This window comes from Streptomyces sp. BBFR102 (assembly GCF_051397025.1).
In the GTDB taxonomy this organism is placed as follows: Bacteria; Actinomycetota; Actinomycetes; order Streptomycetales; family Streptomycetaceae; genus Streptomyces.
On sequence record NZ_CP195757.1, the window covers coordinates 2,313,488 to 2,338,641 of the forward strand.

Sequence of the window (25,154 nt, forward strand, 5' to 3'; positions counted from 1 at the left end):
ACGGTCAGATCCCCACCTCGAAGCCGCTGGTCCACACCTGCATCTCCTGGACCAGGTGGTCCCAGGCGCCGGTGACCAGGAGCAGGCCGGTGGCGATCAGCATGAGGCCGCCGATCCGCGTCACCCAGGCGTAGTGCCGCTTGACCCAGCCGAAGGCGCCGAGCGCCTTCCGGAACGCCACGGCGGCCAGTATGAAGGGGACGCCCAGGCCCAGGCAGTAGACCACCATCAGCAGCGCTCCGCGTCCGGCGCTGCCGTCGACGAGGGCGAGGTTGTTGACGGCGGCCAGGGTCGGGCCCATGCAGGGCGTCCAGCCGAGGCCGAAGAGGACGCCGAGCATCGGCGCGCCCCACAGGCCGCGTTCCGGCTTGGTGTGGAAGCGGAACTCCCGGCGGGTCAGCCAGGACATGCCGCCCATGAAGAAGAGGCCGAGCAGGATCGTCAGCCCGCCCAGCACCCGGGAGATGATCTCGCGGTGCTCCTGGAGGGTCGTCCCGATGCCGCCGAAGAGGGCGCCGCCGGAGACGAAGACCACGGTGAAGCCGAACACGAAGAGCGAGGCCCCGAGCGCCATCCGGCCCCGGCGGGCCTGGCCGAGGTCGGTGCCGCTGATGCCGGTGACGTAGGAGAGGTAGCCGGGGACGAGCGGCAGCACGCACGGCGAGAAGAAGGAGACGAGCCCGGCGAGCAGCGCGATCGGCAGGGCCAGCAGCAGGGCGCCGTTCTGCACCGTGCTGTTCGGCAGCGCCGCGAGGAGGGCGGCGGCCTCGGGGGCCGAGGCGGTCACGGGGGTCACTTCTCCGCGAGGATCGGGTCGATCATCGCCCGCAACTGCTTCTCGCTCACCGCCTGGAGGGTGCGGGCCGCGATCTTCCCGTCCCGGTCGATGACGACCGTGGAGGGGATGGCCTGCGGCGAGAGGCTGCCGCGCGGGAAGCGCAGGATCTGCTTGCCCTGCGGGTCGTAGAGGCTCGGGTACGCGACCTCGTAGTCCTTCTCGAAGGCGACGGCCGGGCCCTTGTTGGGGTCGCGGGTGTTGATGCCGACGAACTGGACGCCCTGGTCGGCGGTGTCCGCGGCGACCTTGACGAGGTTGGGTGCCTCGGCGCGGCAGGGGGCGCACCAGGAGCCCCAGACGTTGACGACGACGACCTTGCCCTTGTGGTCGGCGAGGTCGAAGGTGCCGCCGTCGAGGGTCTCGCCCTTGATCTCGGGGGCGTCCTTGCGCTCCCCCTTGGCGACCTTGGAGACACCGTCCTTGCCCGCCACGTAGTTGGCGCCGGAACCGCTCTGCGCACTTCCGGCGTCCCCCGCACCGCAGGCCGTCAGCAGCAGGGCGGCGACGGCGGCCGAGGTGGTCAGCGAGAGGCGCCGGACGAGGACACGGCGAGCGCGGGGGACGCGAAGGGCGACACTCATGTGAAAAGTTTCCCATGCCGGTCCCGGGGATCTTGGGCACCCCCCCCTCTATGCGGTGTCCGCGAGCAGGTCGCCGCCTACGCCCACCCGTTCGCCCGAGGCCCCCAGGCGCTGGCCCCAGACGGCCCGGCGCCACCCGCACGATCGGGCCGCCTTCCGCCCTCGGCCCCGGGCACCCGTCCCGGCCGGGACGCGTACGGCGCCGGAGGCCCCGCCCCGAGCGGAATCGTTCCTTCTACGTCAGGCGCCGGGGCCCTTCCTACCGGCCTCACCCGTCCGCTCCGCCCCGTCCGCCTTCAGGTACGCCTTCCAGCCGCCGGGCGGGACCTCGCCGACGCCCAGCGCGCGGAGCTTGGCCAGCACCTCGGGCTTCTGCACGTCGAGCCAGTCGACGAGCTGGCGGAAGGAGACCAGCCGGACGTCCTTCTTCTCCGCCATCTGCTTGAGCGACTCCTCGACGGCGTCCATGTAGATACCGCCGTTCCACTCCTCGAAGTGGTTGCCGATGAACAGGGGCGCGCGGTTCGACTCGTACGCCCGGCGGAACCCGGCCAGGTACGCGCCGGTCGCCTGCCGGCGCCAGGCCGGGTAGTTGCCGGGCGGGCCCTTGGTGGAGTTCTGGGACTGGTTGTACATGAAGTTGTAGTCCATCGAGAGCGTCTCGAAGGAACGGCCGGGGAACGGTACGGCCTGGAGCGGCAGGTCCCACAGGCCCTCGCGCCTGACCGGCCAGGTCTGCCGGCCGCCGGGCGAGGAGGCGTCGTACCGCCAGCCCAGCTCGCGGGCCTTGGGCAGCAGGTTGTCCTGGCCGAGCAGGCAGGGGGCCCGGCCGCCGACCAGCTCCTTGTCGTAGTCGAACGGCAGCGGCTCCTCGTCCTTCCACCCGGTGTGGGTGCGCCACTGCTGGACGAACGCCTTGGCCTGCTCGATCTCGGCGCCCCACTGGGCCGGGGTCCAGTGGGCCACCGAGCCGGAGCCGGCGCAGAAGTGGCCGTTGAAGTGGGTGCCGATCTCGTGGCCGTCGAGCCAGGCCCGGCGGACGCCCGCGAGGGTGTCCTTGATGTGGGCGTCGGTCAGGTACCCGATGTCGGAGGCGCCGACGGCGTTGTTCGGCGGGCTGTACAGCCGCTTCTTCGACTCCGGCAGCAGGTAGAGCCCCGAGAGGAAGAAGGTCATGTGGGCGTCGTGCTGCTCGGCGAGGTCCAGGAACCGGGTGAACAGCCCGTTCCCCACCTCCCCCGCCCCGTCCCAGGAGAAGACCACGAACTGCGGTGGTTTCTCACCGGGCTCCAGCGGCCTCGGCGCCTCGGGTTGGTGCGGCTGCTTCCCGGTGTACGAGGTCGAACCGTCCCCGATCAGCTCCGCCTTCGGCTTGTCGGGCTTCCCCCCGCCCCGCTCGCCGCCGCCCGCGCTCTGCCCCGGTCCCCCACTGCCCCCGTCCCCCATCCCGCAAGCGGCCAGAAGGGGAGCGGCGCCCGCTCCCGCACTCAGAGCCAGCAGGCCCCGACGGGTGATTTGTCGCATGATATCCCCTTTCTGCGCTGCCCCCATACAACGCCGACAAGGACTGAGAGGCCGAGACCCACACAGAGGTTCCCTACTCGACCACCCGTCTGCCAGACCTTCACACCTCACCCCCGAAGATCACAAGCGGTGACGAAGCCCCTGGCCCGGCCGGCGGTCGAGGCGCGAAAAAGGGGGCCGGGCCCATCGGGCCCGGCCCCCTCGAAGGGAAGCTCAGCGTCGGGGAAGCAGGTGCTCGGGCACGAGGTCCCGGGCGGGCTCGGAGTAGCCGACGGAGACGATCCGGTCGCCCCGGTAGGTGAACGAGGTGAGGGAGGCGAGCGAGCACTGCCGCCGCCGGGGGTCGTGCCACAGCCGCCGCCGCTCCACGTAGCTGCGCACGGTCCAGATCGGCAACTGGTGGCTGACCAGCACGGCCTCGTGCCCCCGGGCGGCGGCGGCAGCCGCGTCGAGCGCCTTGGTCATCCGCACGACCTGGTCGATGTACGGCTCGCCCCACGAAGGCCGGAAGGGATTGGTCAGATGCCGCCAGTTGGCGGGCTTGCGCAGCGCCCCGTCCCCGACCCCGAACGTCTTCCCCTGGAAGACGTTCGCGGCCTCGATGAGCCGCGCGTCCGACCCGAGCTCCAGCCCGTGCGCCCGCGCGATGGGCGTGGCGGTCTCCTGCGCCCGCTCCAGCGGGGAGGCGGCGACGTGGGTGATGTCCCGCCCCGCGAGGTGCTCGGCCACCCGGTCGGCCATCTTCCGGCCCAGCTCGGAGAGGTGGTAGCCGGGCAGCCGCCCGTACAGAATCCCCGAGGGGTTCTCCACCTCGCCGTGCCGCATCAGGTGGACGACGGTGGTCTCGTCGGCGCTCATCGCGTTCCCTTCCGGTTGGCTCGTTGACTGGTATCCCGGTCCCGGCTCACGCCGTGGCCTCGGCCGCCGCGCGGGCCGCGGCCGGCAGGGCGGCGGCGATCCGCTCGACGGCGCGGTCGTCGTGCGCCGTCGAGACGAACCAGGACTCGAAGGAGGACGGGGGCAGGTAGACCCCCTGGGCCAGCATCGAGTGGAAGAACGCGGTGAAGCGGAAACTCTCCTGCCGCTTCGCGTCGTCGTAGTCGCGGACCTCGTCGGCGGTGAAGAACACCGAGAACATGTTGGAGGCGTTCTGCACCCGGTGGGCGACGCCCTCCTTGGCCAGCGCCGCCGACACCAGCCCGCGCAGCTCGGCGGCGACCGCGTCGATCCGGTCGTACGCGCCCTGGTCGAGCAGGCGGAACTGGGCGAGCCCGGCGGCGGTGGCGACCGGGTTCCCGGAGAGGGTGCCGGCCTGGTAGACGGGGCCGGCCGGGGCGAGGAAGGCCATCACGTCGGCACGGCCGCCGAAGGCCGCCGCCGGGAAGCCGCCGCCCATGACCTTGCCGAAGGTCATCAGGTCGGGCCGGACGCCCTCGACGCCGTACCAGCCGGCCCGCGAGGTGCGGAAGCCGGTCATGACCTCGTCGGAGACGAAGAGCGCGCCGTTCTCGCGGCAGAGCCGGGCGAGGGAGGCGTTGAACCCCTCACCGGGCGGGACGACGCCCATGTTGCCGGGGGCGGCCTCGGTGATGACGCAGGCGATCTCGCCCGGGTGGGCGGCGAAGGCGGCGGCGACGGCGTCGAGGTCGTTGTACGGCAGCACGACGGTGTCGCCGGCCTGGGCGCCGGTGACGCCCGGGGTGTCGGGCAGCGCGAAGGTGGCGAGCCCGGAGCCGGCCGAGGCGAGCAGCGCGTCGACGTGGCCGTGGTAGCACCCGGCGAACTTGATCACCTTGGCGCGGCCGGTGAAGCCCCGGGCGAGTCGGATCGCGGACATGGTCGCCTCGGTCCCGGAGGAGACCAGGCGGACCTGCTCGACCGGCTCGACCCGGGCGACGATCTCCTCGGCGAGCGCCACCTCGCCCTCCCCGGGCGTACCGAAGGAGGTGCCTCGGGCCACGGCCTCCTGGACGGCGGCGACGACCTCGGGGTGGGCATGGCCGAGGATCATCGGCCCCCACGAGCAGACGAGGTCGACGTACTCGCGGCCGTCGGCGTCGGTGAGGTACGGACCCGTACCGGACACCATGAACCGGGGCGTACCGCCCACCGCGCCGAAAGCGCGCACGGGGGAGTTCACGCCGCCGGGCGTCACGGAGGCCGCACGGTGGAAGAGCGTCTGCGAAACTGGGGCTTCGTACTGATAGGTCACACAAGCCATGGTGTCAGAGCCCTCGAAGTTCCTGCGGACCGGTGTTCGGCGGACGTTTCGCTCCACGTCGGCGGGGGAGGCCAATGACACGATGATCGGGTTGCGCGGCGGGCTGTGCGGCGCGGAAAAGCACTCGGGTGGAGATATGCATCGCGGTGGCGAACTGGGCGAGGGGACCGGTGACCTCGGGCCCCGGCGTGCCCGGAGGGGAAAGCACCGGCGCGACGCCGCATCTCGGGCTCAGGACCAGACACCGGCACGCGGTGGCGGCGAGCCGGTGCACGAGGGGGCCGGCCGGGGGGAGATCGGGCAGGGCGAGATCAGGAGTGGGGGCCGGGTGGGGGTGACCTACAAGTACTTCGGCGCGCCGAACGGCGCCACCGCGGCCCGGGTGCCGCTGTCGATGCGCCCCGAGGAACTGGGCGGCGACGAGCTGGGCATGGGCGGCATGTTCACCCGCATCAAGCCCGAGACGGTCTCGGCCATGGTGCTGACCGGCATCGAGGGCATACCGCTGCACCGCGTCCCACCCCTCGAACTGGTCGTCCTCCACCCGGACTACGCCGTCGTCAAGCTCCCGATGACGGTGGTGGACCCCCTGCGCGGCATCGGCGAGGAGTCGGTCGGCGCGGCGGCCTTCATCTGGTCCACGGTCCCCGACCGCGGCGGCCCGAGCGACGCCTTCAACGTCTACCGGCTGCTCCACGAATGGCAGGACTTCTCCCACCGCCTCCACGAGGCGGGGCACCAGCCGTACTGCCTGGTGTGGCCGTAGAAGAGGGGCGCTTTCCAGCCGTATTCGGCTTCCCCGAACGGGCAGTGATGATCCGTCAGCGATCGGGGAAGTCCTATGCTTCGACGGGACTGTAGAAGCAGTTCCCGCAGGCAGGGCTGTACAGCAGATCGTGAAGGAGAACGCCCGACATGGTGTTCAAACGACTCCTCGGTTCCCTCGGCGTGGGCGGCCCCACCGTCGACACCGTCCTCGACGCCGCGCCCGGCTCCGGCCACGCGGCCGTGCCCGGCGGCGCGCTGACCGGGCGGGTGCATCTCAAGGGCGGGTCGTCGGACTTCGACATCTCCGAGATCGCCCTGGAGCTGATCGCGCGGGTCGAGGCCGAGACGGACGGGGGCGAGCAGCACGGCACGGTCGCCTTCGAGCGGTACGTGGTCGGTGGCGGGTTCCGGCTCGCGGCCGAGACGGAGCAGGTGGTGCCGTTCTCGGTGGTCCTGCCGTGGGAGACCCCGGTGAGCGAGCTGTACGGGCAGCCGCTCGGCATCGTCCTCGGCGTCCGCACCGAGCTGGCGGTGGCCGGCGCCAAGGACAAGGGCGACCTGGACGCGCTGGCGGTCGGCCCGCTCCCGGTCCAGGAGGCGGTCCTGGAGGCGCTGGGGCAGCTGGGCTTCGGCTTCCGCACGGCCGACCTGGAGTACGGCCGGATCGGCGGCACCGGCCAGCAGCTCCCCTTCTACCAGGAGATCGAGCTCTCCCCGGCGCCCCAGTACGCCCACGCGATCAACGAGATCGAGGTGACCTTCCTCGCCCACCCCGGCGGCCTGGAGGTCGTCCTGGAGGCCGACAAGCGCGGCGGGATGTTCACCCCGGGCCACGACGCCCTGACCCGCTTCACCGTCTCCCACCAGGACGTGGCCACGCGCGACTGGGCCGCCGAGGTCGACGGCTGGGTCCGCCAATTGGTGGAGCACCGCGCGGCCTACGGCACGCACGCCTCGTACGGCCACCACGACCCGTACGCGGGCGGGCACCACGGCCACCCCGGTCACCACGACGGGCACCGGTCCGGCCCCGGGGTGGGGACGGCGATCGCCGCCGGCGCGGCCGGTCTGGCGGTCGGGGTCGCCGGCGGCCTGATCGCGGCCGAGGTCGTCGACGAGGTCGGGGACTTCTTCGAGGGCGACGACGAGGGGGACGACGGCGACGAGGGCTGACCCTCGCCGGGCGCCCCCGTGGCCGGTCCCGGCTGGGGCCCCTGTCGCGGCGGCGCCGCACCTTCTACAGTGCCGTAGTACCGGCCGGCCCGAGCGGGTGCGGCTGCCCGAGGAACAGACAGGACACCCATGCTCGGCATCAGCGAACTCGCCGTCATCCTGCTCGTGATCGCCGCCGTTCTCGCCGTGAAGCGACTGCCGGACCTGGCCCGCTCCTCGGGCAAGGCGGCCCGCATCCTCAAGAGCGAGGCCAAGGCCATGAAGGAGGAGTCCCGCCAGGGCGTGGACGGCCAGGACCGTCCGGGCCAGGCGGTGTACTACGCCACCGAGCCGCTCCCCGAGCAGCAGCCGCGGGCGGACGGGCAGCAGGGCCGGCCGGACCCGCGGAACCCGGGCTCCCGCCCGGCCTGACGTGACCTGACCCCGCACACGGCGGTGCCTCGGACCTCGCCCGGTCTGGGGCACCGCCGTGTCGCTCGCCGTCACCGGCGACCGCTCCTCACTCCTGGACGCGCAGAGCGGCCAGTTGCTCGGCGAAGGGGACGACCTCCTCCAGCGGGTCGGCGGCGGGGGCCGCCCGGCGGGGGCCGGCCCCGGTGAGCAGGGCGGCCAGTTCGGCGGCGGCCCGGTCGATGCGGCGGTTGAGCCCGTCGGTGTTGCCCCAGTCCTCGGAGGCCGCGTAGACGGCGGTCGGGACGACCACGGCCCGCAGGTAGGCGAAGAGCGGGCGCAGGGCGTGTTCGAGGGCGAGGGAGTGGCGGGCGGTGCCGCCGGTGGCGGCGATCAGCACCGGCTTGCCGGTCAGCGCCTCCTGGTCGATCACGTCGAAGAACGACTTGAACAGGCCGCTGTAGGAGGCGGTGAAGATCGGCGTGACGGCGATGACCGCGTCGGCGCCGGTGACCTGGTCGAGCGCCGCGCTCAGCCGCGCGCCCGGGAATCCGGCGGTGAAGTTCTGCGCGATCTCGGTGGCCAGGTCGCGCAGTTCGACCGTGTCGACCCGCACCGGGAGTTCGGCCGCCCCCAGGGCGCGGGCGACGGCCTCGCCGAGACGGTCGGCGAGCAGCCGGGTGGACGAGGGCACGCTCAGCCCGGCCGAGACCACGACGACCCTCAGGGGGCCGGAGGGCGGGACAGGCTCGTCGGCACGGCGACGCGGGTCGCCGGCGAGGCCGTCGGGGGCCTCGGCGGCGGGGCGTTCGCCGGAGCGGACGGGGAACTCGGTCACTTGGCCACCGCCTCGGGGTCGGCGCTCTCCTCGGCGCGGGCGCGCAGGGAGGCGTGGGTGGGGGCGTCGGGGACGTCGGCCGGGCGGCCCTTGGCGAACTCCTCACGCAGGACCGGGACGACCTCCTCGCCGAGGAGGTCGAGCTGTTCCAGGACCGTCCTGAGCGGGAGCCCGGCGTGGTCCATCAGGAACAACTGGCGCTGGTAGTCGCCGACATCCTTACGGAAGCTGAGGGTCCGCTCGATCACCTGCTGGGGCGAGCCGACGGTCAGCGGGGTCTGGCTGGTGAACTCCTCCAGGCTGGGCCCGTGCCCGTAGACCGGCGCGTTGTCGAAGTACGGGCGGAACTCGCGGACGGCGTCCTGGGAGTTCTTCCGCATGAACACCTGGCCGCCGAGGCCGACGATGGCCTGCTCGGGGGTGCCGTGGCCGTAGTGCGCGTACCGGTCGCGGTAGAGGCGGACCATGCGCTTGGTGTGCTCCATGGGCCAGAAGATGTTGTTGTGGAAGAAGCCGTCGCCGTAGTAAGCGGCCTGTTCGGCGATCTCCGGGGAGCGGATCGAGCCGTGCCAGACGAACGGGGGCACGCCGTCGAGCGGGCGCGGGGTGGCGGTGAAGGACTGGAGCGGCGTACGGAACCTGCCCTCCCAGTCGACCACGTCCTCGCGCCACAGCTTGTGCAGCAGGGCGTAGTTCTCGATGGCCAGCGGGATGCCCTCGCGGATGTCCTTGCCGAACCAGGGGTAGACCGGGCCGGTGTTGCCCCGGCCCATCATCAGGTCCACCCGGCCGTCCGCGAGGTGCTGGAGCATCGCGAAGTCCTCGGCGATCTTCACCGGGTCGTTGGTGGTGATGAGGGTGGTCGCGGTGGAGAGGACGAGGTTCTCGGTGCGGGCGGCGACCCAGCCGAGCATGGTGGTGGGCGAGGACGGGACGAACGGCGGGTTGTGGTGCTCGCCGGTGGCGAAGACGTCGAGGCCGACCTCTTCCGCCTTCTCCGCGATCCGCAGGATCGCCTTGATCCGCTCCGCCTCCGTCGGGGTCCGGCCGGTGGTGGGGTCCGGCGTGACATCGCCGACGCTGAAGATCCCGAACTGCATGGCTGGCTCACCTTCCGCAGGGTTGTTGATTGTTCAACTATACCCGTCCAACAGGGCTCGCCTCCGGAGTATTCCCCGCCGCCGACAGGGGGGGCATCGCGCCCATATCCCCACAGAACGGCCCTCGCCCCAGTGTGCCGCGGGCACGCAGCGCACCGACGCCCACCGCTTCTACCTGCGCGAGCGCTTCTCGATCCGCGCCTTCCACTTCAGCAAGCCGCTGCGCTGACGGTCGGCTCGGACGCGGACCGGGCGGGAGCGGTGCCTATGCTGGCAGGGTCCCGGGGGTCGTCGGCCTCGGGAGTCGTCCCGCCGACCTTCTTCGAGGAGCACCGTCATGAGCGCCGCGCCCACCCCCGGCAACCGGATCGCCGTCGTCACCGGTGCGAGCAGCGGCATCGGAGCCGCCAGCGCGCGCAAGCTGGCCGAGGCCGGGTACCGCGTGGTGCTCACCGCCCGGCGCAAGGACCGGATCGAGGCGCTCGCGGCCGAGCTGACCGAGGCGGGGCACAGCGTCACCGCGTATCCGCTGGACGTCACCGACCGGGCCGCCGTGGACGAGTTCGCCACCGCCTTCCAGAAGATCGCGGTACTGGTGAACAACGCCGGCGGCGCGCTCGGCGCGGACCCGGTGGCCTCCAGCGCGCCGGACGACTGGCGCCGGATGTACGAGACCAACGTCATCGGCACCCTCAACATCACCCAGGCCCTGCTGCCCGCCCTCACCGCGAGCGGCGACGGCACCGTCGTGGTCATCTCCTCCACGGCGGGCCTCGCCACCTACGAAGGCGGCGCCGGGTACGTCGCGGCCAAGCACGGCGAGCACGTCCTCGCCGAGACGCTGCGGCTGGAGATCGTCGGGACCCCGGTGCGGGTGATCGAGATCGCCCCCGGCATGGTGAAGACCGACGAGTTCGCCCTGACCCGCTTCCGGGGCGACACCGAGAAGGCCGCGAAGGTCTACGCGGGCGTCGCCGAGCCGCTGACCGCCGACGACGTCGCCGACACCGTCGCGTGGGCGGTGACCCGCCCCAGCCACGTCAACGTCGACCTGCTGGTGCTCCGTCCCCGCGCGCAGGCGTCCAACACCAAGGTCCACCGGGAGCTGTGATCCGCCCATGACCGCCTCATCCGCCGAGCCGAACGCCCCGGAGCCCGGGCCCGACCCCGCCTCCGGACCGCCCGAGCGCCCCGTCGCCACCCCTCAGGAGCGCCGTCGGCTGGCGGAGGAGAAGCGGACCGAGAAGTACGTCTGGTGGTCGCTGGGCTACTTCTTCTTCGGCATCCACATCGTCGCCTTCGTGATGATCTACGCCGTCACCCACGCGCGCTGACCGGACCCGCGAAGGGGGTCACCCGCGCTCGCTGAGCCGGGTGTGCAACTCGGCGCCCGGACCGGCCAGCCCGGTCACCTCGGCGTGCTTGCCGCGCTGCGCGTACTTGGCGGCGACCGTGTCCAGCACGGCGACGGCCGAGGCGTCCCAGAGCCGGGCCGCGCCGAGGTCGACCACGACCCGGTCCGGGTCCCCGGCGTAGTCGAAGCGGTCGGCGAGGCCGTTGGCGGAGGCGAAGAAGAGGTCGCCGGTGACCGCGTACCGCACGGTGGAGCCGTCCGGGGCGCGGGTGACGGCCAGCTCCGCGCGGCCCGCGACCCGGTGCGCGAAGACCCCGAGCGCCGTGAGGCACCCGGCGATCACGCCGACGGCCAGGTTGTGGGTGGCGACCACGAAGACGACGGTGACCGCCATGACGGCGGTCTCCCCCACCGGCATCCGCCGCAGGGCCGCCGGCGCGACCGAGCGCCAGTCGAAGGTGGTGAGGGAGACCATCACCATCACCGCGACCAGTGCCGCCATCGGGATCGCGGAGACGGCCGGGCCGAGAGTGAGGCAGAGCAGCAGCAGGAAGACCCCGGCGAGGAAGGTGGAGAGGCGGGTACGGGCCCCGGCCGTCTTCACGTTGACCATGGTCTGGCCGATCATGGCGCAGCCGCCGAGGCCGCCGAAGAACCCGGTGACGACATTGGCGACGCCCTGCCCGATCGACTCGCGCCGCTTGTCGGAGCGGCTGTCGGTGAGGTCGTCGACGAGCTGCGCGGTGAGCAGCGACTCCATCAGCCCGACCAGCGCCAGCGCGAAGGCGTACGGAGCGATCAGCGCCAGGGTGTCGAGGGTGAACGGGACGTCGGGCAGGCCGGGGGTGGGCAGCGAGGTGGGCAGGGCGCCCCGGTCGCCGACGGTCGGCACGGCGAGCCCCGCGCCGACCGTGATCAGGGTGAGCACCACGATGGACACGAGCGGCGCCGGCACCACGGTGGTCACCTTCGGGAAGACCACCATGAGCGCCAGCCCGCCGAGGATCAGCGGACCGACCACCCACGGCACCTGCTTCATCTCCGGGACCTGCGCGAGGAAGATCAGCACGGCGAGCGCGTTGACGAAGCCGACCATGACCGCCCGCGGCACGAACCGCATGAGCCGCGCCACCCCGAGCGCCCCCAGCACGATCTGGATCACCCCGCCGAGGATGACGGCCGCGATCAGGTACCCGAGCCCGTGCTCGCGGTTGAGCGGCGCGATGACCAGCGCGACGGCCCCGGCGGCGGCCGAGATCATCGCCGGCCGCCCGCCGACCACGGAGATCACCACGGCCGTGGTGAACGAGGCGAAGAGTCCGACGGCCGGCTCGACCCCCGCGATCACCGAGAAGCTGATCACCTCCGGGATCAGCGCCAGTGCGACGACCAGCCCCGCCAGCACCTCGGTCCGCAGCCGCCGCGGCGACATCCGGAACCGACCCGGAACACCCCCGGCACCGGACGGCGGCACGGGAGCAGGAGACAGCGGCGAGGCAGACGAAAGAGACAAGGGAAACGCAAGACCTGTCGTACTAGGGGCGCACCACACAACCGGCACGCGACACGGAACAGCACCCCCGCACACACGCCCGGGCACCCACCCGACTCTACCGATCCCCCCACGAACACCCCCCGCCCGAGACCAACCCCCGTCCCGTACGCACACACACCGAACCCCAGCCCATCGCAGCCCGGCCGGCGCTTGAGGCCATCCCCCCGGCCGGCCAGGCCGAGCCCTCTCGTAAGCCCAGCCGCAGGCGTCACCCCTTGACGCAGACGACCTGCTTCAGCTGAGCCACCACGGCGACCAGATCCCGCTGCTGATCGATGACCTGCTCGATGGGCTTGTAGGCCCCGGGAATCTCGTCCACGACCCCGGAGTCCTTCCGGCACTCCACCCCCCGCGTCTGCTCGGCCAGGTCCTGGACGGAGAACCTCCGCTTGGCGGCGTTCCGGCTCATCCGGCGCCCGGCCCCGTGCGAGGCGGAGTTGAAGGAGGCGTCGTTCCCGAGCCCCTTCACGATGTACGACCCGGTGCCCATGGAGCCGGGGATGATCCCGTAGTCCCCGCTGCCCGCCCGGATCGCCCCCTTCCGCGTGACGAGCAGATCCATCCCGTCGTACCGCTCCTCGCTCACGTAGTTGTGGTGGCAGGAGATCTCGGGCTCGAAGGCGACCCGCGCCTTCTTGAACTCCCGGGAGACCACCCGCTTGAGCAGGCCCATCATCAGCGTCCGGTTGTATCTGGCGTACTCCTGCGCCCAGAACAGGTCGTTCCGGTACGCCGTCATCTGCGGGGTGTCCGCGACGAAGACGGCGAGGTCGCGGTCGACGAGGCCCTGGTTGTGCGGCAGGTCGCGGGCGACGCCGATGTGGTGGTCGGCCAGTTCCTTGCCGATGTTGCGCGAGCCGGAGTGCAGCATCAGCCAGACGGCGCCCTCGGTGTCGGTGCAGACCTCGACGAAGTGGTTGCCGGAGCCGAGCGTGCCCATCTGGTGCGCCGCCCGCTCGCGCCGGAAGTGGACGGACTCGGCGACGGTGTCGAAGCGGTCCCAGAAGGCGTCCCAGCGGTTGGTGCCGAAGCCGTGGGTACGGGTCGGGTCGACGGGCCGCTCGTGCATCCCGCGGCCGACCGGGATGGCCTCCTCGATCCTGGAACGCAGCCGGGAGAGGTCCCCGGGCAGGTCGTTCGCGGTGAGCGAGGTGCGCACCGCCGACATACCGCAGCCGATGTCGACGCCGACGGCGGCCGGGCAGACCGCGTCACGCATCGCGATGACGGAGCCGACGGTGGCGCCCTTGCCGTAGTGCACGTCGGGCATGACGGCGAGGCCCTTGATCCACGGCAGGGTGGCGACGTTCTGGAGCTGGCGCATCGCCGCCTCCTCGACCCCCGCCGGGTCGGCCCACATGCGGATGGGCACCCGCGCGCCCGGAATCTCCTGGTAAGCCATGATTGCCTCGTTCCCCCGGTACGTCGGCCTCACGCTGCTCGCAGAGGGCGGGGCCGCTGGACGTCACGCGCCAATCCCTGGCCGAATATCGTGACCAACTCCCGCATACGGGGCGGGCGACCGGCGACCCCGGCGGCGCGTGCGGTACACATTGTGTCCATCGGCCGCCGCGGCGCGGCAACTGGATTTCCGGCGCGGCGCCGGGCGACGAGGCCGTACGAGAGGAGCCCCGACCGTGGCGCGTAAGGCGTATCCCCGCAGGGCACGGGTGACCGGCGCACTGCTGCTGCTGGTGGCCCTCGGTGCGGCGGGCTGCACCGGCGACCCGGCCACCGAGGAGTCCCCCGACGCCAAGCCGGTGGGCGAGGCCACCACCGCCCAGGCCGAGCCCGGCAAGTACCAGACCCTGCCGCAGCCGTGCCGCGCGGTGGAGACCGCCACCCTCGACGCGCTGCTCCCCGGGCTCGCCGCGCTCGACGCGGAGCAGCGGCAGAAGGCGTACGAGGGGACCTCCTCGGTCACCTACGACTCGGACCGGCGCACCGGCTGCCGCTGGAAGGTGGACTCGGCGGACGCCGGGCACCTGCTGCGGATCGACTTCGAGCGGGTCGTCTCGTACTCCGCCTCGGTCAGCGACGACGCCCGCGCGCAGGCGGTCTACGGGGACCGGATGAAGGAGGCCGAGCTGCCGCTGCCCTCCGACCCCCGCACGGAGCAACCGGACCGGCGCACCGACCAGTCGCCGAAGGCCGGCCGGGCCGACGCCCGGGCCACCGGGCCGGCCGACGACGAGACGGACCAGGGCGACTCCCCGAAGGCGCCGGAGAAGCCGGGCGAGGGCGACGCGAAGGAGAAGGGGAAGAGCGAGGAGCCCACCGGCGAGGCGGCCGACCCCTCCGCCCCGGCCGACGGCCTGGAGCCGCGCCTCCTGGCGGAGCTGGCCGACGACGCCTTCATCGACGACCAGCTCGCGACCTCCTCCTCGGGCTCCGGCCAGCGCACCGTCACTGTGGTGTTCCGCACGTCCAACGTGATCGTCACCGTGGAGTACGAGACCCAGCCGAAGCAGGTCGCCGAGGTCCCCGACAGCGCGTCCATGCAGGAAAAGACGCGCGAGTTGGCGGCCCTGCTGGCCGAGCGGCTGAGCGACGTGTGACCCCGCGCGCCTCCGCGCCCCCCTCCCGAGCGGGTGGGTCGCCCCGCCCCTACGGCGTACGGTGACCCCTCGGACCACCCGATCCGTCCGGTTCGGCCCGACCGCACGACTTGAGCGAAGGAACCATGCCAGCACAGCGACTGACCCGCATACTCGCCTGCGCCGCCGTCCCGGTGATCCTCGCCGCCTCCGGCTGCTCCTCGGACGACTCCTCGGGCACCGACGACGCGCAGAAGGACAAGCCGGCCGCCTCGCCCGCGTCCTCCGCGCCGGCCATGGAGAAGGCCGCGTACGCCACCCTTCCGGAGGCGTGCGCCGCGCTCTCCAAGAAGACGCTGGGAGACCTGGTCCCCGAGGCGGAGAGCCTCAAGGGGAAGACCGGCAAGTCCGACGACACCGCCTCGCGCGCCACCTGCTCGTGGAACAGCCTGGACACCAAGGGCGTCGACGGCTCGCAGTTCCGCTGGCTGCACGTCTCCCTGATGCGGTTCGACTCGGACGAGGCGCTCGGCTCGGGCCGGCAGCGCGCCGAGAAGTACTACGCGAAGCAGATCGCCGACGCCAAGGCGACCGAGGACGCCAAGGAGATCGCCGCCGAGCCGGTCGCCGGGACGGGCGACGCCGCGACGATGGTCTCGTACGAGCTGAAGAAGAAGGAAGGCACCTTCAAGCAGCAGTCGCTGGTGACCCGCGTCGAGAACGTCGTGGTGACCGTCGACTACAACGGTGCCGGCCTCGCCGGACAGAGCTCCCCGAAGACCGCGGGCCTGGTCGAGGACGCCACCAAGGCCGGCAAGGAGGCCGTCGCGGCGGTCACCAAGGCCAACGGCAAGGACGCGAAGGGCTCCTCGGGCGACTCCGCCGAGGACTCGGAGAAGGACGCCGACAAGAAGCCCGCAAAGGACACCGACGAGAACTCCGGCCAGGGCGCGGACCCCGGCAAGTCCTGACAGGGCTCCCGCCCCACCCGCTCCACGGAGCCCGGCCACCCTTCGGGGGCCGGGCTCCCGCCATGCCCCGGCACAGGCGTCCGCACACGTGTGCCAGTCTGTTGGACGCAACAGGACGCAATCCGCCGGGCCCCCGCGGACCCGCAGAACGACGGAGAGGCAGCGCCAGTGGCGGCGACAGAGCTGACACGGACTCACCGCATACTCATCGGGGTGGTCGTGGCCGGTGCGGTGGTCATCGCGGCCATCGGCTTCGCCGGTTCGTACACGGCGGTGCGCGAACTCGCCCTCCAGAAGGGCTTCGGCAACTTCTCGTACTTCTTCCCGATCGGCATCGACGCGGGGATCTGCGTACTGCTCGCCCTCTTCCCTGTCAAGTCCTTCTGTTCAGCCACCTCGAGACTCACGAACAAGCAGGGGCCGCAACGACAGACATGGCGCCGCACAGGTACCGCGACAGAATGACCTCTCGGCGATCCTTCAGAGCTCATTGGCTAGAACGCGAGGGGTACGGCCATTTTCAGCCAAGTCACCCAGCGACGGACGGGCTGAGCGGATCCGTACCGGATCCTTAGGGTAGATCAGCAACACGAACCAGAAGGAGTCAGGTTGGCCGCCGACCCGCTGGAAACGGCCTGGAAGATCCAGGCGACATTGGCCGATTCGACGGGCAAGGCGGACACCAAGGCGTCCATCGCCCTCAGCCTCCAGTCGACGGTACTCGCCCTGCTCGGCGTATTGGCCACCTCCGGTCATGGGATGGACGCACGATCAGCTACCAGTCAGGCGCTGTTGTGGGTAGGCGGGTGCGTCCTTCTTTGCGGAGCACTTCTTGCCGCCGCTGCGGTAAGCCCCAACCTGCGGTTGGAGCGCAGAGGAGTCGGCCCAGATGACGACTATCTGTTCTTCGGACATCTCCGCCACTTCGAGCCGGAGGCACTGGAGACTGCCCTGCGTTCGGGCTCCGCACTGTCCGCGTTGTCACGCCAGATCATCGTCATGAGCGAGATCGCTTGGACCAAGCACCGTCGAGTCCAGCTCTCCCTTCTGCTGGCGGTGTTGGGCTGCACCACGCTTGGCGTCTCGGCCGCAATCGGGTGAGAGGCACCTCGGGGGTAGAAAAATGAACTTCCGTCACCTGGTATCGGATGCGGCCTGGAATGACTTGCTGCACCGAGGACAGAGGCGCAGCTATGCGCGAGCCACATGGCTGTTTCACCAGGGAGAGTCGCCTGACTTCGTCATCGCCCTGGCTGACGGAATCGTCAAGATCGTCCAGTTGACGGAAGGCGGGACGGAGACACCTCTAGCGCTGCGCGGCCAGGGTGAGGTCTTGGGCGAGATCGGCGCACTCCTCGACAAGCCTCGATCAGCCTCCGTAAAGGCGGTCTCCGAATGCGTCGGGTACGTTCTTCCCGCGCACGCGTTTCGGGGATACATCGACCGCCACGGCCTCAACCCGACCGTGTATCGGCTCACTGTTCAGCGCATGCACGAGAACGAGCAGCTGCGCACTGCGTTGACGAGGCTGTCGCCGCAAGCCCGGGTGACCCGGGTGATTGAGTACCTGGCTACGGAAGTCGGCGAGAGAGCGGATGACGGAACAGTCGTCCTCCGGCTCGGGATGTCCAGAGACGAGTTGGCCTCGATGGCTTCGATGAGCCGCTCGTCGGCGATGGCCGTGTTACGAGAGCTTCACGATGCCCGTGTCCTCGAGCTGGGCCGGGAGCGTCTGGTTGTCAGGGACAGCGCAGCCCTCACCGAGCTGTCCGAGGGGTGACAGCACCCACCAGCTTCACCGTGACCCACGTCACCTTCGTACCGTCCAATGCTGGACGGTACCCCGCCGCGTTCACCGCCACAGTGGCTTCTACCACCCCGACAAGAGGAGGACACATCAATGGCACCTTCATGGGAGCGCCTGTGGCCCTACCGGGCTGTACTTGCGGTTGATGCCAGAGACTTCAGCTCTCATACCAGCAAACGCATGCAGGAGATCAACGCAGACATCCAGCAAGTGCTCGCGCAGGCCCTGTCGGCCACCGGCCTTAGCGCGTACTGGGAACAGCGGGCCTTCCCGCAGCACACGGGTGACGGGTATGTCGCAGGTCTGGACCCCGAGGTGCTGCCGGCCCTGGTGGGATGCTTCCCCGGAGCCCTCAGTGATGTTCTACACGAGTACAGAAGGCAGAACCCCGGCAAGAGCCCGCTGCAACTGCGCGTCAGCGTCCATGTAGGTCCGCTGCCCCCTTCCGGGCTGGGCGTTCCCATGGTCGAGACTCACCGCCTTCTCGACGACCAGACCCTCCGGGATCTCCTCGCGAAGGCCAAGCGCGCAAACACGGTGGTGATCATCTCGCAACGTGTGTACGAGGACGTTTTTCAGAGCGGGCTCGAGACAGGCAGCACTGTCGCCGAGGACTTCGCGCAGAACATCGCCAAGGCCAAGAAGTTCGCCCAGCCTGCCTGGCTGCACGTTCCCGGCCTCGATTGGGGACTTGCCGATCGTTCGCTTTTCGAAGTCCCAGATCAGAGCAGTACGGCCCCGCCCTCACAGGGAACACGCCGTGAGGACTCACAACCTGCCTCCGCGCCATCCTTCGTTCAGAACGGCAACGGGAACTTCCAGGGCCAGCACCAGTACTTCAACGGCGGCGTGGGAGGCCTGCGATGACCGACAACCCATTCACTGCTGGTGAGCCTGACAACTCACCTGGTACTCCCCCGAAGCCGTCTGCCGATGGGTTCGGGCGCCAGCCTGAACTGGCTCAGGACGACCCATCCTCCACTGCCACACCGCGCTGGCGCTGGGCCGACCGGCTCAACCTCACGGGCCGTTCAGGCAACGCCTCCCCTCCAGAAGAGGAATCGGAGGCAACCAGCGTCCTGTATCCGGGGAACCCCGCCCCGGCGCCAGCCGGCGAATCCGGGGAGTGGGCCGTCCCCCACGCAAGGCCCGAAAGCCAGCTCATGCCTGGGCAGGAAGGCATGCTTTCAACCGACGGAGGCACGCTTTCTCCGCCAGCCGCTCACGGTGCCCCTGCGCCTGCGCCCACACGCGTCAGCGAGGACAGCGAGAGGATCGACGAGCTGCCAGTACCTGCGGCACCAGCAGAAGAGCCGGGCATCGAGGGGGGTACTCCTGGACCAGCTACTCCCCCGCAGGTCATGCCTGCCATGGGCTCTCATGTGCAGAACGTGGCCCCCTACGCCACCGGATTCCAGGCAGAGAGCCAGTACTTTTACGGCGGCGATTTTGTGCGGCAGCAGCCAGTGCATCAAGTGGATCTCGCTGCGTGCACCGATGATCGTTTCATCCCGCCACGTGACGCCGACTGCTGGGAACAGGCACAGTTCCTGATCAAGGAGTACGGAGTCGTCATTCTCTGCGCGCCACCGGGCACTGGCCGGCGCAGCACCGCGCTGCGTCTCCTGACAACCGTGGGATCGCTACCGCTGACCCTCGTGGACCTCGAGCCGGAGTGGTCGAAACCCGACGCTACGAGGCTGCCAGCCGCAACTGGTCACGGCTACGTTCTCGACCTCTCAGGCATGCCGCAGCAGCCTGGACCTCGATTCGGTCAGGGTCTGATCAATTACGGCATCGACGGCGTAAAGAAGTCTTGCTATCTCGTCGTTCTCACCACCCCTGACGAGTGGACGAATGAATGGTCTGAAGAGACGCGCCACATCACTGTCAAGCATTCTTCACCGAATGCTAAGCCTCTGGTACGCCAAGAACTTCGACAGATGGGTGCAGAAGATCGAGTCTCCTGGCTCGATCAGGATGCGTACAACGACATCTGGCGTTCCAATCCACCTGCCCAGGAAGCGCGACGACTCGCTCGCATCGCCTATGAGGCGAAAGAGAACGACAACACCGTCGTCGAGGAATTCCAGGGATGGCACACACACATCAACAAACTCCTCACCCCGACCAGGCAAGGACCTGGTGAGCCAGAGCTCGTATCCACCCGTGCCACCGTCTGGGCGGGGGCGCTGATCAACGGCGGCCGAAAGCGGTCAGTGCTTCATGCCGCCGATGCACTTCTCGAAAAACTCGAATTCGGGCGCAAACCCCTGGACATTCTGGCAGATGCCACGTCCAGTCACCGTTTGAAGGCCGCCGCGCTCAGGCCGCATGGAGATCGGGCGTTCCACGAGTTGGACAAGCACGATCTGGCACCGGCCATCCTCAGGCATCTCTGGGATGAGTTCCCGACCCAACGAGATCTGTTGCGTTCCTGGGCTGTGTCGGTCGTCGCGCAGCAGGCCGTGCCCGAGGACGACGCGCGCATCGCTCTTTCCGCACTCCTCGAATTGTCGAAGGAAGTGCACGACACCAGCATTATCGACAGCGTCGCCAAGGAGGTGAATGGGCGCCGCCTTCCGCTAGCAGTGGAAGCTCTCACATCTGCGGCGCTCGACCCCACTCTGGGCAAATACGTCCGGGGACGCCTGTACCGGTGGGTGCTCGGTAAACCGTCGCCGGCGATGGTCGATCTGGTGACGCAGATTTGTGGAGGGGAACTTGCCGTCCGCCAGCCATCAATCGCAATGACGCGACTGGCCAGGGCAGCCGTCCACGCTCCGTTCCCATCCTCCGCCATGGTTGATGCGTTCCGGCGGCTTACCCAGATCAATGCGGGTGAAGTGGCCAAGGCTCTCGAGACGTGGCTGACGGAGGAACCCGCCAAAAGGCACGCTTTGGTCGCTTTCCTCTCCCTGGCTGCCACCGGTGAAGGGACACGACTTCTTCTGAGCATGACGGATGATGCTGCGGGCAGGCAGCGCTTTGTTCGGGCCTGGCAGCAACTACTCCAGGACGATGAGTCCCAGAGCTCAGCAGATGAGCAGCTAGGCAGGTGGGGAGTCGAAGCCGAGAGCGGGCTGCTGCCGTCAGCGCTGCTAGTCGACCTCATGGCCGATGTGTACGAACCCAAGATCTATCGAAGCGGTCTGCAGCGATTCTTTGCACAGGACCGGGACTTCCAGGATTCCTTCTGGGGCGAAGTCCTTGAACGAGTAATCATCAGGACTCATGAACGCGAGAAGGCATCAAGCTGATGATGGCGTACTTCGGGCTGCGCCGACGGCTTCGTCACCGCGTTTCGACTACGTGGCCAACGAAGCTCTGGGGCGTGGCCTATACGGTCAGCGGTGTGCTGCACTGCCGCCTCGCTCCAGGCGAGCCCCGTCAAAAACGCGCCCTGGTACGTTCGGCTGCACGGATGGCGCTAGAGGAGAAGGCTTCGCAGATCACCCGCAGATATCTGCCTGGGCAACTTGACGAGGCGGAGAGCGCGCTCGCACTGGAGCTGTCCGATTGGCGGCAGGTGGATGCGAGGTGGCCGATAGAGATCAAAGCACACCTCGTCCTCCGCCTGGAAGCCGAAGCAGCAGCTCGTGCCCAGGCGTACGAAGACGCCTTGCGTGATCAGCAGCTCCAACATGATCTGCACGAGACTCGTGTGGCATACATGCGAGACAAGGTGCTCGGCGACGCGGATACAGCACGTGCCTGGTGGCTCGAACGTCATCGCGACGGGCACCAGTCGATCGTGTGGGATGAGTTCAACACGCACATCCTGCCTTTCGTCGGCCGCGCTGGGGACGCACAGACAAACGCCATGCGCACTGCTCATGTCCTTGCCCAAGTGGTCGAGAGGCTGGAGGACGACCCGGCTCGCCACAAGCTTTTCGTCGCCACGGCACGCCTCCTGATGAAGGAGATGGACTGGCCAGACCTTGCGGATAGCCTCACGCTGGCCGAGCAGCGGAATCTCCAGCCGAAACAGTAGGTTCCACGGTCGGCGAGCCAGCAAGATCCCCTGGTTCGCCCGCCACCGTTTCGGTAACCGACCCGAAGCTTGTCGCTATGCCATCCGTGAAACCTGCTCGCCCAGAAGGTGGGCTTCACGAAGCCGCGGCGAGAGGGAGCCCATGCTGGTGAGGTCGTCAGTGTTCCATTAACGGAACGGAATGACGTTGCCGGGCTTCGATTTCAGCGGTGCTGAGGGGTCCTCCTGCTGCCGAGTGAGGACTGCGCTTGCGAGAGTAAGAGGTTGTCTCACGTGGTGCTTTGCTGGTGCGGCATGATGTTGAGTCGTGAGGGTTGATCTGTCGCGTCGGCTGGTTCCGGATGAACTGTGGGAGCTGGCAGCTCCGTTGGTGCCGAGATTCGCCTCCCGTCCGCAGGGTGGGGGTACCGCCCCGGTGGATGAGCGGGCGGTGTTCACGGCCGTGGTGTACGTGCTGACGAGCGGGTGCGCGTGGCGGTATCTGCCGGAGTCGTTCGGCGTCTCGCCGGCCACCGCGCACCGTCGGTTCACCGCGTGGACCGAGGCTGGGCTATGGCGCAGGCTGCACCGGGCGGTACTGGACGAGCTTGGCGTCAGGGGCGAGCTGGACTGGACGTCCGCGATCGTCGATGCCGCGTCTGTGCGGGCGAAAAGGGGGGCTCGCTGACCGGGCCGAATCCGGTCGATCGCGGCAAGAAGGGCAGCAAACTGCACGTGCTGTCCGAGGCCCAGGGTCTGCCGCTGGCCGTCGCGGTGTCCGGCGCCAACCTGCACGACAGTCAGGCGTTCAAGCCGTTGATTCTCGGCATTCCCGCCGTCCGCTCCCGGCGCGGACCACGCCGGAGGAAGCCGGTGAAGGTCCGCGCGGACAAGGCGTACTACTCCGCAGAGCACCTCCGCTGGCTCCGCAGCCGGAACCTCATCGCGCGGATCGCCCGTCCCGGTATCGAGTCCGGCGAGCGGCTCGGTCGGCACCGCTGGAAGATCGAGCGGTCGATCTCCTGGCTCTTCGGCTACCGCCGTCTCACCGTCCGGTACGAACGAAAAGGCAGTCACTTCCTTGCCTTCCTCGGTCTCGCCGCAGCCCTGACCTGCTACAAGAAACTCGCGAGGCCCACCACGTGAGACATCCTCTAATACTGCAACGACACTTCGTGACTCGAAGTGGTCGTCGTCGTTGTTCACTTCGTGGTGGACGAGGTAGCTGATGGCTGGTCAGGTCTGTTTGGTGACTTCGTGGCGCGGTTCGCGGGGCGCTTCGGGCGGGTGGAGCCGAGGCGGCGGATGGTGTCCTATTGTTCCGAAACGGTTTGGGTTCCGGGTCGTTGGTGGAGTGTGAGCGATCTGGTGAGGGACGCGCGGCATCTGTCGCCGTCGGCGCAGGAGGCCCTTCGGCTGCGGGCGGTGGCCGCGTTGGTGGCGGGGCGGGACCGTGAGGATGTGGCGGAGCTCTTCGGGGTGTCACTGAAGGCGGTGGACGGCTGGTGGGCGAAGTGGCTGGCCGGTGGCCGTGAGGCGCTGGTCATGCGGCCGAGGGGCAAGCCGGTCGGGGTGCATCAGGTGCTTGGTGAGGCCGAGCAGGGCGCTGTCCGGCAGGCGGTCCTCGATCACCGGCCCTGTGACGTGGGCCTGAGCGGTCAGCTGTGGACGCGGCGGCTGATCGGTGACCTGATCGCGAAGCTGTACCGGGTGCGGCTGACCGAACCGGGGGTGGGCAAGTACTTGAAGCGGTGGGGGCTGTCCTTCCAGCGCCCGGACAAACGGGCCGTCGAACAGAACCCCGAGGCCGTGCGCCGCTGGCACCAGGAGACCTGGCCGAAGATCCACGCGAAGGCGAAGGCGGAGGGCGGTGAGATCCTCTTCGCCGACCAGGTCGGCATCCGATCCGACCAGGTCACCGGCCGCACCTGGGGCGAGAAAGGGAAGACGCCCGTCGTGCGGCGGAGCGGGAACCGGTTCTCCGTGAATGCGATGTCGGCGATCAGCACCAAGGGCCGGATGCACTTCATGGTCTTCACCGAGTCCTTCACCGCCAAGGTGATGTGCCGCTTCCTGGACCGGCTGGCCGGCCACTTCGACCACAAGGTCCATCTCGTGGTCGACGGGCACTCCGCGCACCGCTCGAAGATGGTCCGGGACTGGCTCGCCGCCCACCCCGAGGCTGTCGAGCTGCACTTCCTGCCCCCGTACTCGCCCGAGCTGAACCCCGACGAGCTGGTCAACGCCGACCTCAAACACAGCCTGCCCAAGCAGCACCGAGCCCGCGACCAGGCCGAACTCGCCGCGGAGACCCGCCGCTTCTTCCGCCGACGCCAGCGCCAGCCGCACATCGTCCGCGGCTACTTCGGCGGCCCGCACGTCCGCTACGTCCTGGACGAGAACCCAATGAGTTTCTGATCAATAGAACTCGTTCTTCAGGTCGGCGTGGCGCTTCATCAGGGCCATGCGGTGAACGCCGGCCTCGACAGCGAGAGCGGCGACGGTGAGACTGCCGTTGGAGACGGTGGCCTGCCCAGTCAGGAGGCGGTCCATGGCCGCCCGAATACGGCTGCGCTCGTCAGGGTGTTGCTGATTCATGGAGTGAGCCTCTTTCATCCTGTGCTGGAGGGTGAGATGGGCTGGTCAGCAGGGGTGGTGACGAGGCAGGGCCCCTCGTCGTTGGCGTGGTGATTCCACTCATCACACCGGCGACCGAAAGGGGCCCTGTTGGTTCCGTATCCTGCCATGCTCGACGTCCCGCATGAGCTCGTCGAGCATGTGGCCTGGTTGCTGTACGAGCATCGCCAGGCCCGCAACACCCGCTGGCGCAAGCTCGGCTGCTTCAAACAGGCGCTGCTCACGCTGGTGCATCTGCGGAAGAACGAGACGTTCTCGCAGCTCGGAGCCGGTTTCGGGATATCTCAGGCCACTGCCTGGCGGTATGTCGACGAGACCCTGGACGTCCTGGCCTCCTGGGCACCCGGCCTCCACGAAGCCCTCACCGGCCTCGGTGAAGGCGACCACGTCATCGTTGACGGCACCCTGATCCCCATCGACCGCATCGGTGCGGACGAGCCGTACTACTCGCAGAAGCACCGCAAGCACGGCATGAACGTGCAGGTCATCGCCCGGCCCGACGGCACGCCCCTGTGGTTCTCCCGCGCGACGCCGGGCCGCACCCATGACCTGACCGCGGCCCGTGCCCATGGCATCATCCAGGCCTGCCTGACCCGGCAGGTCCTCGTCCTCGCCGACCGTGCCTATCAGGGCGCCGGCGCCACCTTCCGAACCCCGTACTACCGCCACCGTGAACAGCCCGAGCACTACCAGCAGTTCAACCGCGACCACGCCCGACTCAGAGCACCCGGCGAACGCGCCTTCGCCTTGCTGAAGTCCTGGCGACTGCTCCGCCGGGCCAGATGCTCCACCCGCCGCATCGGCACCATCGTCCAGGCCGTCCACACCCTACTGACCTGCAACTATTCAGGATGAAAGAGGCTCAGTGACCCCCGAAATTCCGACAC

Annotated in this window: 24 protein-coding genes and 2 pseudogenes; 16 read left to right on the forward strand and 10 right to left on the reverse strand. The window is 69.4% G+C overall.

Going from position 1 to position 25,154, the window contains the following annotated elements; genetic code table 11:
- Positions 1-4: 4 nt before the first annotated feature.
- The 5 genes from ACSLIC_RS10475 to hemL all read right to left on the reverse strand — a co-directional run bounded on the left by ACSLIC_RS10475 (position 5) and on the right by hemL (position 5,164).
- Positions 5-787: a cytochrome c biogenesis CcdA family protein gene (locus tag ACSLIC_RS10475; protein WP_436737406.1), complete on the reverse strand. Its 783-nt coding sequence runs from the start codon at positions 785-787 to the stop codon at positions 5-7.
- Between the two features lie 5 nt (positions 788-792).
- Positions 793-1,419 (reverse strand): TlpA family protein disulfide reductase, encoded by a 627-nt coding sequence (locus ACSLIC_RS10480; RefSeq protein WP_436737407.1) that lies wholly within the window; start codon positions 1,417-1,419, stop codon positions 793-795.
- A gap of 240 nt (positions 1,420-1,659) precedes the next feature.
- A complete protein-coding gene (locus tag ACSLIC_RS10485; RefSeq protein ID WP_436737408.1) occupies positions 1,660-2,943 on the reverse strand; it encodes a hypothetical protein in 1,284 nt (427 codons plus the stop codon).
- Positions 2,944-3,156: 213 nt separating this feature from the next.
- Positions 3,157-3,801 carry a histidine phosphatase family protein gene (locus ACSLIC_RS10490; protein WP_436737409.1) on the reverse strand — a complete coding sequence of 215 codons (645 nt, stop codon included), beginning with the start codon at positions 3,799-3,801 and terminating at the stop codon, positions 3,157-3,159.
- Positions 3,802-3,847: 46 nt separating this feature from the next.
- Positions 3,848-5,164 (reverse strand): glutamate-1-semialdehyde 2,1-aminomutase, encoded by a 1,317-nt coding sequence (gene hemL / locus ACSLIC_RS10495; protein ID WP_436740333.1) that lies wholly within the window; start codon positions 5,162-5,164, stop codon positions 3,848-3,850.
- 136 nt (positions 5,165-5,300) lie between these two features.
- On the opposite strand from hemL, the gene ACSLIC_RS10500 reads away from it, so the two are divergent.
- From ACSLIC_RS10500 to ACSLIC_RS10510, 3 genes are all read left to right on the forward strand, one after another.
- A complete protein-coding gene (locus ACSLIC_RS10500) occupies positions 5,301-5,930 on the forward strand; it encodes a hypothetical protein (RefSeq protein WP_436737410.1) in 630 nt (209 codons plus the stop codon).
- A 149-nt stretch (positions 5,931-6,079) separates the two neighbouring features.
- Entirely contained in the window at positions 6,080-7,105 is a 1,026-nt protein-coding gene (locus ACSLIC_RS10505; protein WP_436737411.1) for a sporulation protein, read from the forward strand.
- Between the two features lie 129 nt (positions 7,106-7,234).
- Positions 7,235-7,516: a twin-arginine translocase TatA/TatE family subunit gene (locus tag ACSLIC_RS10510; protein WP_436737412.1), complete on the forward strand. Its 282-nt coding sequence runs from the start codon at positions 7,235-7,237 to the stop codon at positions 7,514-7,516.
- An 88-nt stretch (positions 7,517-7,604) separates the two neighbouring features.
- Here ACSLIC_RS10510 and ACSLIC_RS10515 read toward each other — a convergent pair whose 3' ends face one another.
- Positions 7,605-8,333, reverse strand: coding sequence for an FMN reductase (locus ACSLIC_RS10515; protein ID WP_436737413.1), 729 nt, complete (start codon positions 8,331-8,333; stop codon positions 7,605-7,607).
- On the reverse strand, positions 8,330-9,433 hold the full coding sequence (locus tag ACSLIC_RS10520) for an LLM class flavin-dependent oxidoreductase (protein WP_436737414.1): 1,104 nt from the start codon (positions 9,431-9,433) through the stop codon (positions 8,330-8,332). The genes ACSLIC_RS10515 and ACSLIC_RS10520 overlap by 4 nt, the downstream gene beginning before the upstream one ends.
- Positions 9,434-9,770: 337 nt before the next feature.
- Here ACSLIC_RS10520 and ACSLIC_RS10525 point away from each other — a divergent pair, with 337 nt between their 5' ends.
- Both ACSLIC_RS10525 and ACSLIC_RS10530 read left to right on the forward strand, forming a co-directional pair.
- Complete coding sequence (locus ACSLIC_RS10525) at positions 9,771-10,544, forward strand: SDR family NAD(P)-dependent oxidoreductase (RefSeq protein ID WP_436737415.1); 774 nt, start codon at positions 9,771-9,773, stop codon at positions 10,542-10,544.
- A 7-nt stretch (positions 10,545-10,551) separates the two neighbouring features.
- On the forward strand, positions 10,552-10,767 hold the full coding sequence (locus tag ACSLIC_RS10530) for a hypothetical protein (protein WP_436737416.1): 216 nt from the start codon (positions 10,552-10,554) through the stop codon (positions 10,765-10,767).
- Between the two features lie 18 nt (positions 10,768-10,785).
- Here the strand turns inward: ACSLIC_RS10530 and ACSLIC_RS10535 are convergent, their stop codons facing one another.
- Positions 10,786-12,219: a SulP family inorganic anion transporter gene (locus ACSLIC_RS10535; protein WP_436737417.1), complete on the reverse strand. Its 1,434-nt coding sequence runs from the start codon at positions 12,217-12,219 to the stop codon at positions 10,786-10,788.
- A 331-nt stretch (positions 12,220-12,550) separates the two neighbouring features.
- Positions 12,551-13,744: an RtcB family protein gene (locus tag ACSLIC_RS10540; protein WP_436737418.1), complete on the reverse strand. Its 1,194-nt coding sequence runs from the start codon at positions 13,742-13,744 to the stop codon at positions 12,551-12,553.
- Positions 13,745-13,979: 235 nt separating this feature from the next.
- Between ACSLIC_RS10540 and ACSLIC_RS10545 the strand changes: the two genes are divergently transcribed.
- The 10 genes and pseudogenes from ACSLIC_RS10545 (at position 13,980) to ACSLIC_RS10590 (ending at position 24,048) form a co-directional block, all read left to right on the forward strand.
- Entirely contained in the window at positions 13,980-14,900 is a 921-nt protein-coding gene (locus ACSLIC_RS10545) for a hypothetical protein (RefSeq protein WP_436737419.1), read from the forward strand.
- 125 nt (positions 14,901-15,025) lie between these two features.
- Positions 15,026-15,850 carry a DUF3558 domain-containing protein gene (locus ACSLIC_RS10550; protein WP_436737420.1) on the forward strand — a complete coding sequence of 275 codons (825 nt, stop codon included), beginning with the start codon at positions 15,026-15,028 and terminating at the stop codon, positions 15,848-15,850.
- Between the two features lie 168 nt (positions 15,851-16,018).
- A pseudogene (locus ACSLIC_RS10555) lies at positions 16,019-16,216 on the forward strand (DUF2637 domain-containing protein); the annotation flags it as partial.
- A 243-nt stretch (positions 16,217-16,459) separates the two neighbouring features.
- Positions 16,460-16,951 (forward strand): Pycsar system effector family protein, encoded by a 492-nt coding sequence (locus ACSLIC_RS10560; RefSeq protein WP_436737421.1) that lies wholly within the window; start codon positions 16,460-16,462, stop codon positions 16,949-16,951.
- A gap of 22 nt (positions 16,952-16,973) precedes the next feature.
- Positions 16,974-17,630: a Crp/Fnr family transcriptional regulator gene (locus ACSLIC_RS10565; RefSeq protein ID WP_436737422.1), complete on the forward strand. Its 657-nt coding sequence runs from the start codon at positions 16,974-16,976 to the stop codon at positions 17,628-17,630.
- 207 nt (positions 17,631-17,837) lie between these two features.
- Complete coding sequence (locus tag ACSLIC_RS10570; RefSeq protein ID WP_436737423.1) at positions 17,838-18,524, forward strand: hypothetical protein; 687 nt, start codon at positions 17,838-17,840, stop codon at positions 18,522-18,524.
- 524 nt (positions 18,525-19,048) lie between these two features.
- Positions 19,049-20,917: a hypothetical protein gene (locus ACSLIC_RS10575; protein ID WP_436737424.1), complete on the forward strand. Its 1,869-nt coding sequence runs from the start codon at positions 19,049-19,051 to the stop codon at positions 20,915-20,917.
- Between the two features lie 74 nt (positions 20,918-20,991).
- Positions 20,992-21,651: a hypothetical protein gene (locus ACSLIC_RS10580; RefSeq protein ID WP_436737425.1), complete on the forward strand. Its 660-nt coding sequence runs from the start codon at positions 20,992-20,994 to the stop codon at positions 21,649-21,651.
- A gap of 307 nt (positions 21,652-21,958) precedes the next feature.
- Positions 21,959-22,776, forward strand: a protein-coding gene (locus ACSLIC_RS10585) for an IS5 family transposase (RefSeq protein WP_436737426.1) whose coding sequence is annotated in 2 segments (ribosomal slippage) — positions 21,959-22,306 and positions 22,309-22,776 — 816 coding nt in all. Because the reading frame shifts where the segments join, the coding sequence is not laid out codon by codon here.
- A gap of 210 nt (positions 22,777-22,986) precedes the next feature.
- Complete coding sequence (locus tag ACSLIC_RS10590) at positions 22,987-24,048, forward strand: IS630 family transposase (protein ID WP_436740334.1); 1,062 nt, start codon at positions 22,987-22,989, stop codon at positions 24,046-24,048.
- Here the strand turns inward: ACSLIC_RS10590 and ACSLIC_RS10595 are convergent, their stop codons facing one another.
- Positions 24,049-24,228, reverse strand: a complete 180-nt coding sequence (locus ACSLIC_RS10595; protein ID WP_436740490.1) for a hypothetical protein — start codon at positions 24,226-24,228, stop codon at positions 24,049-24,051. It abuts the gene before it with no gap.
- 86 nt (positions 24,229-24,314) lie between these two features.
- Here ACSLIC_RS10595 and ACSLIC_RS10600 point away from each other — a divergent pair.
- Positions 24,315-25,122, forward strand: a pseudogene (locus ACSLIC_RS10600) (IS5 family transposase).
- Positions 25,123-25,154 lie beyond the last annotated feature (32 nt).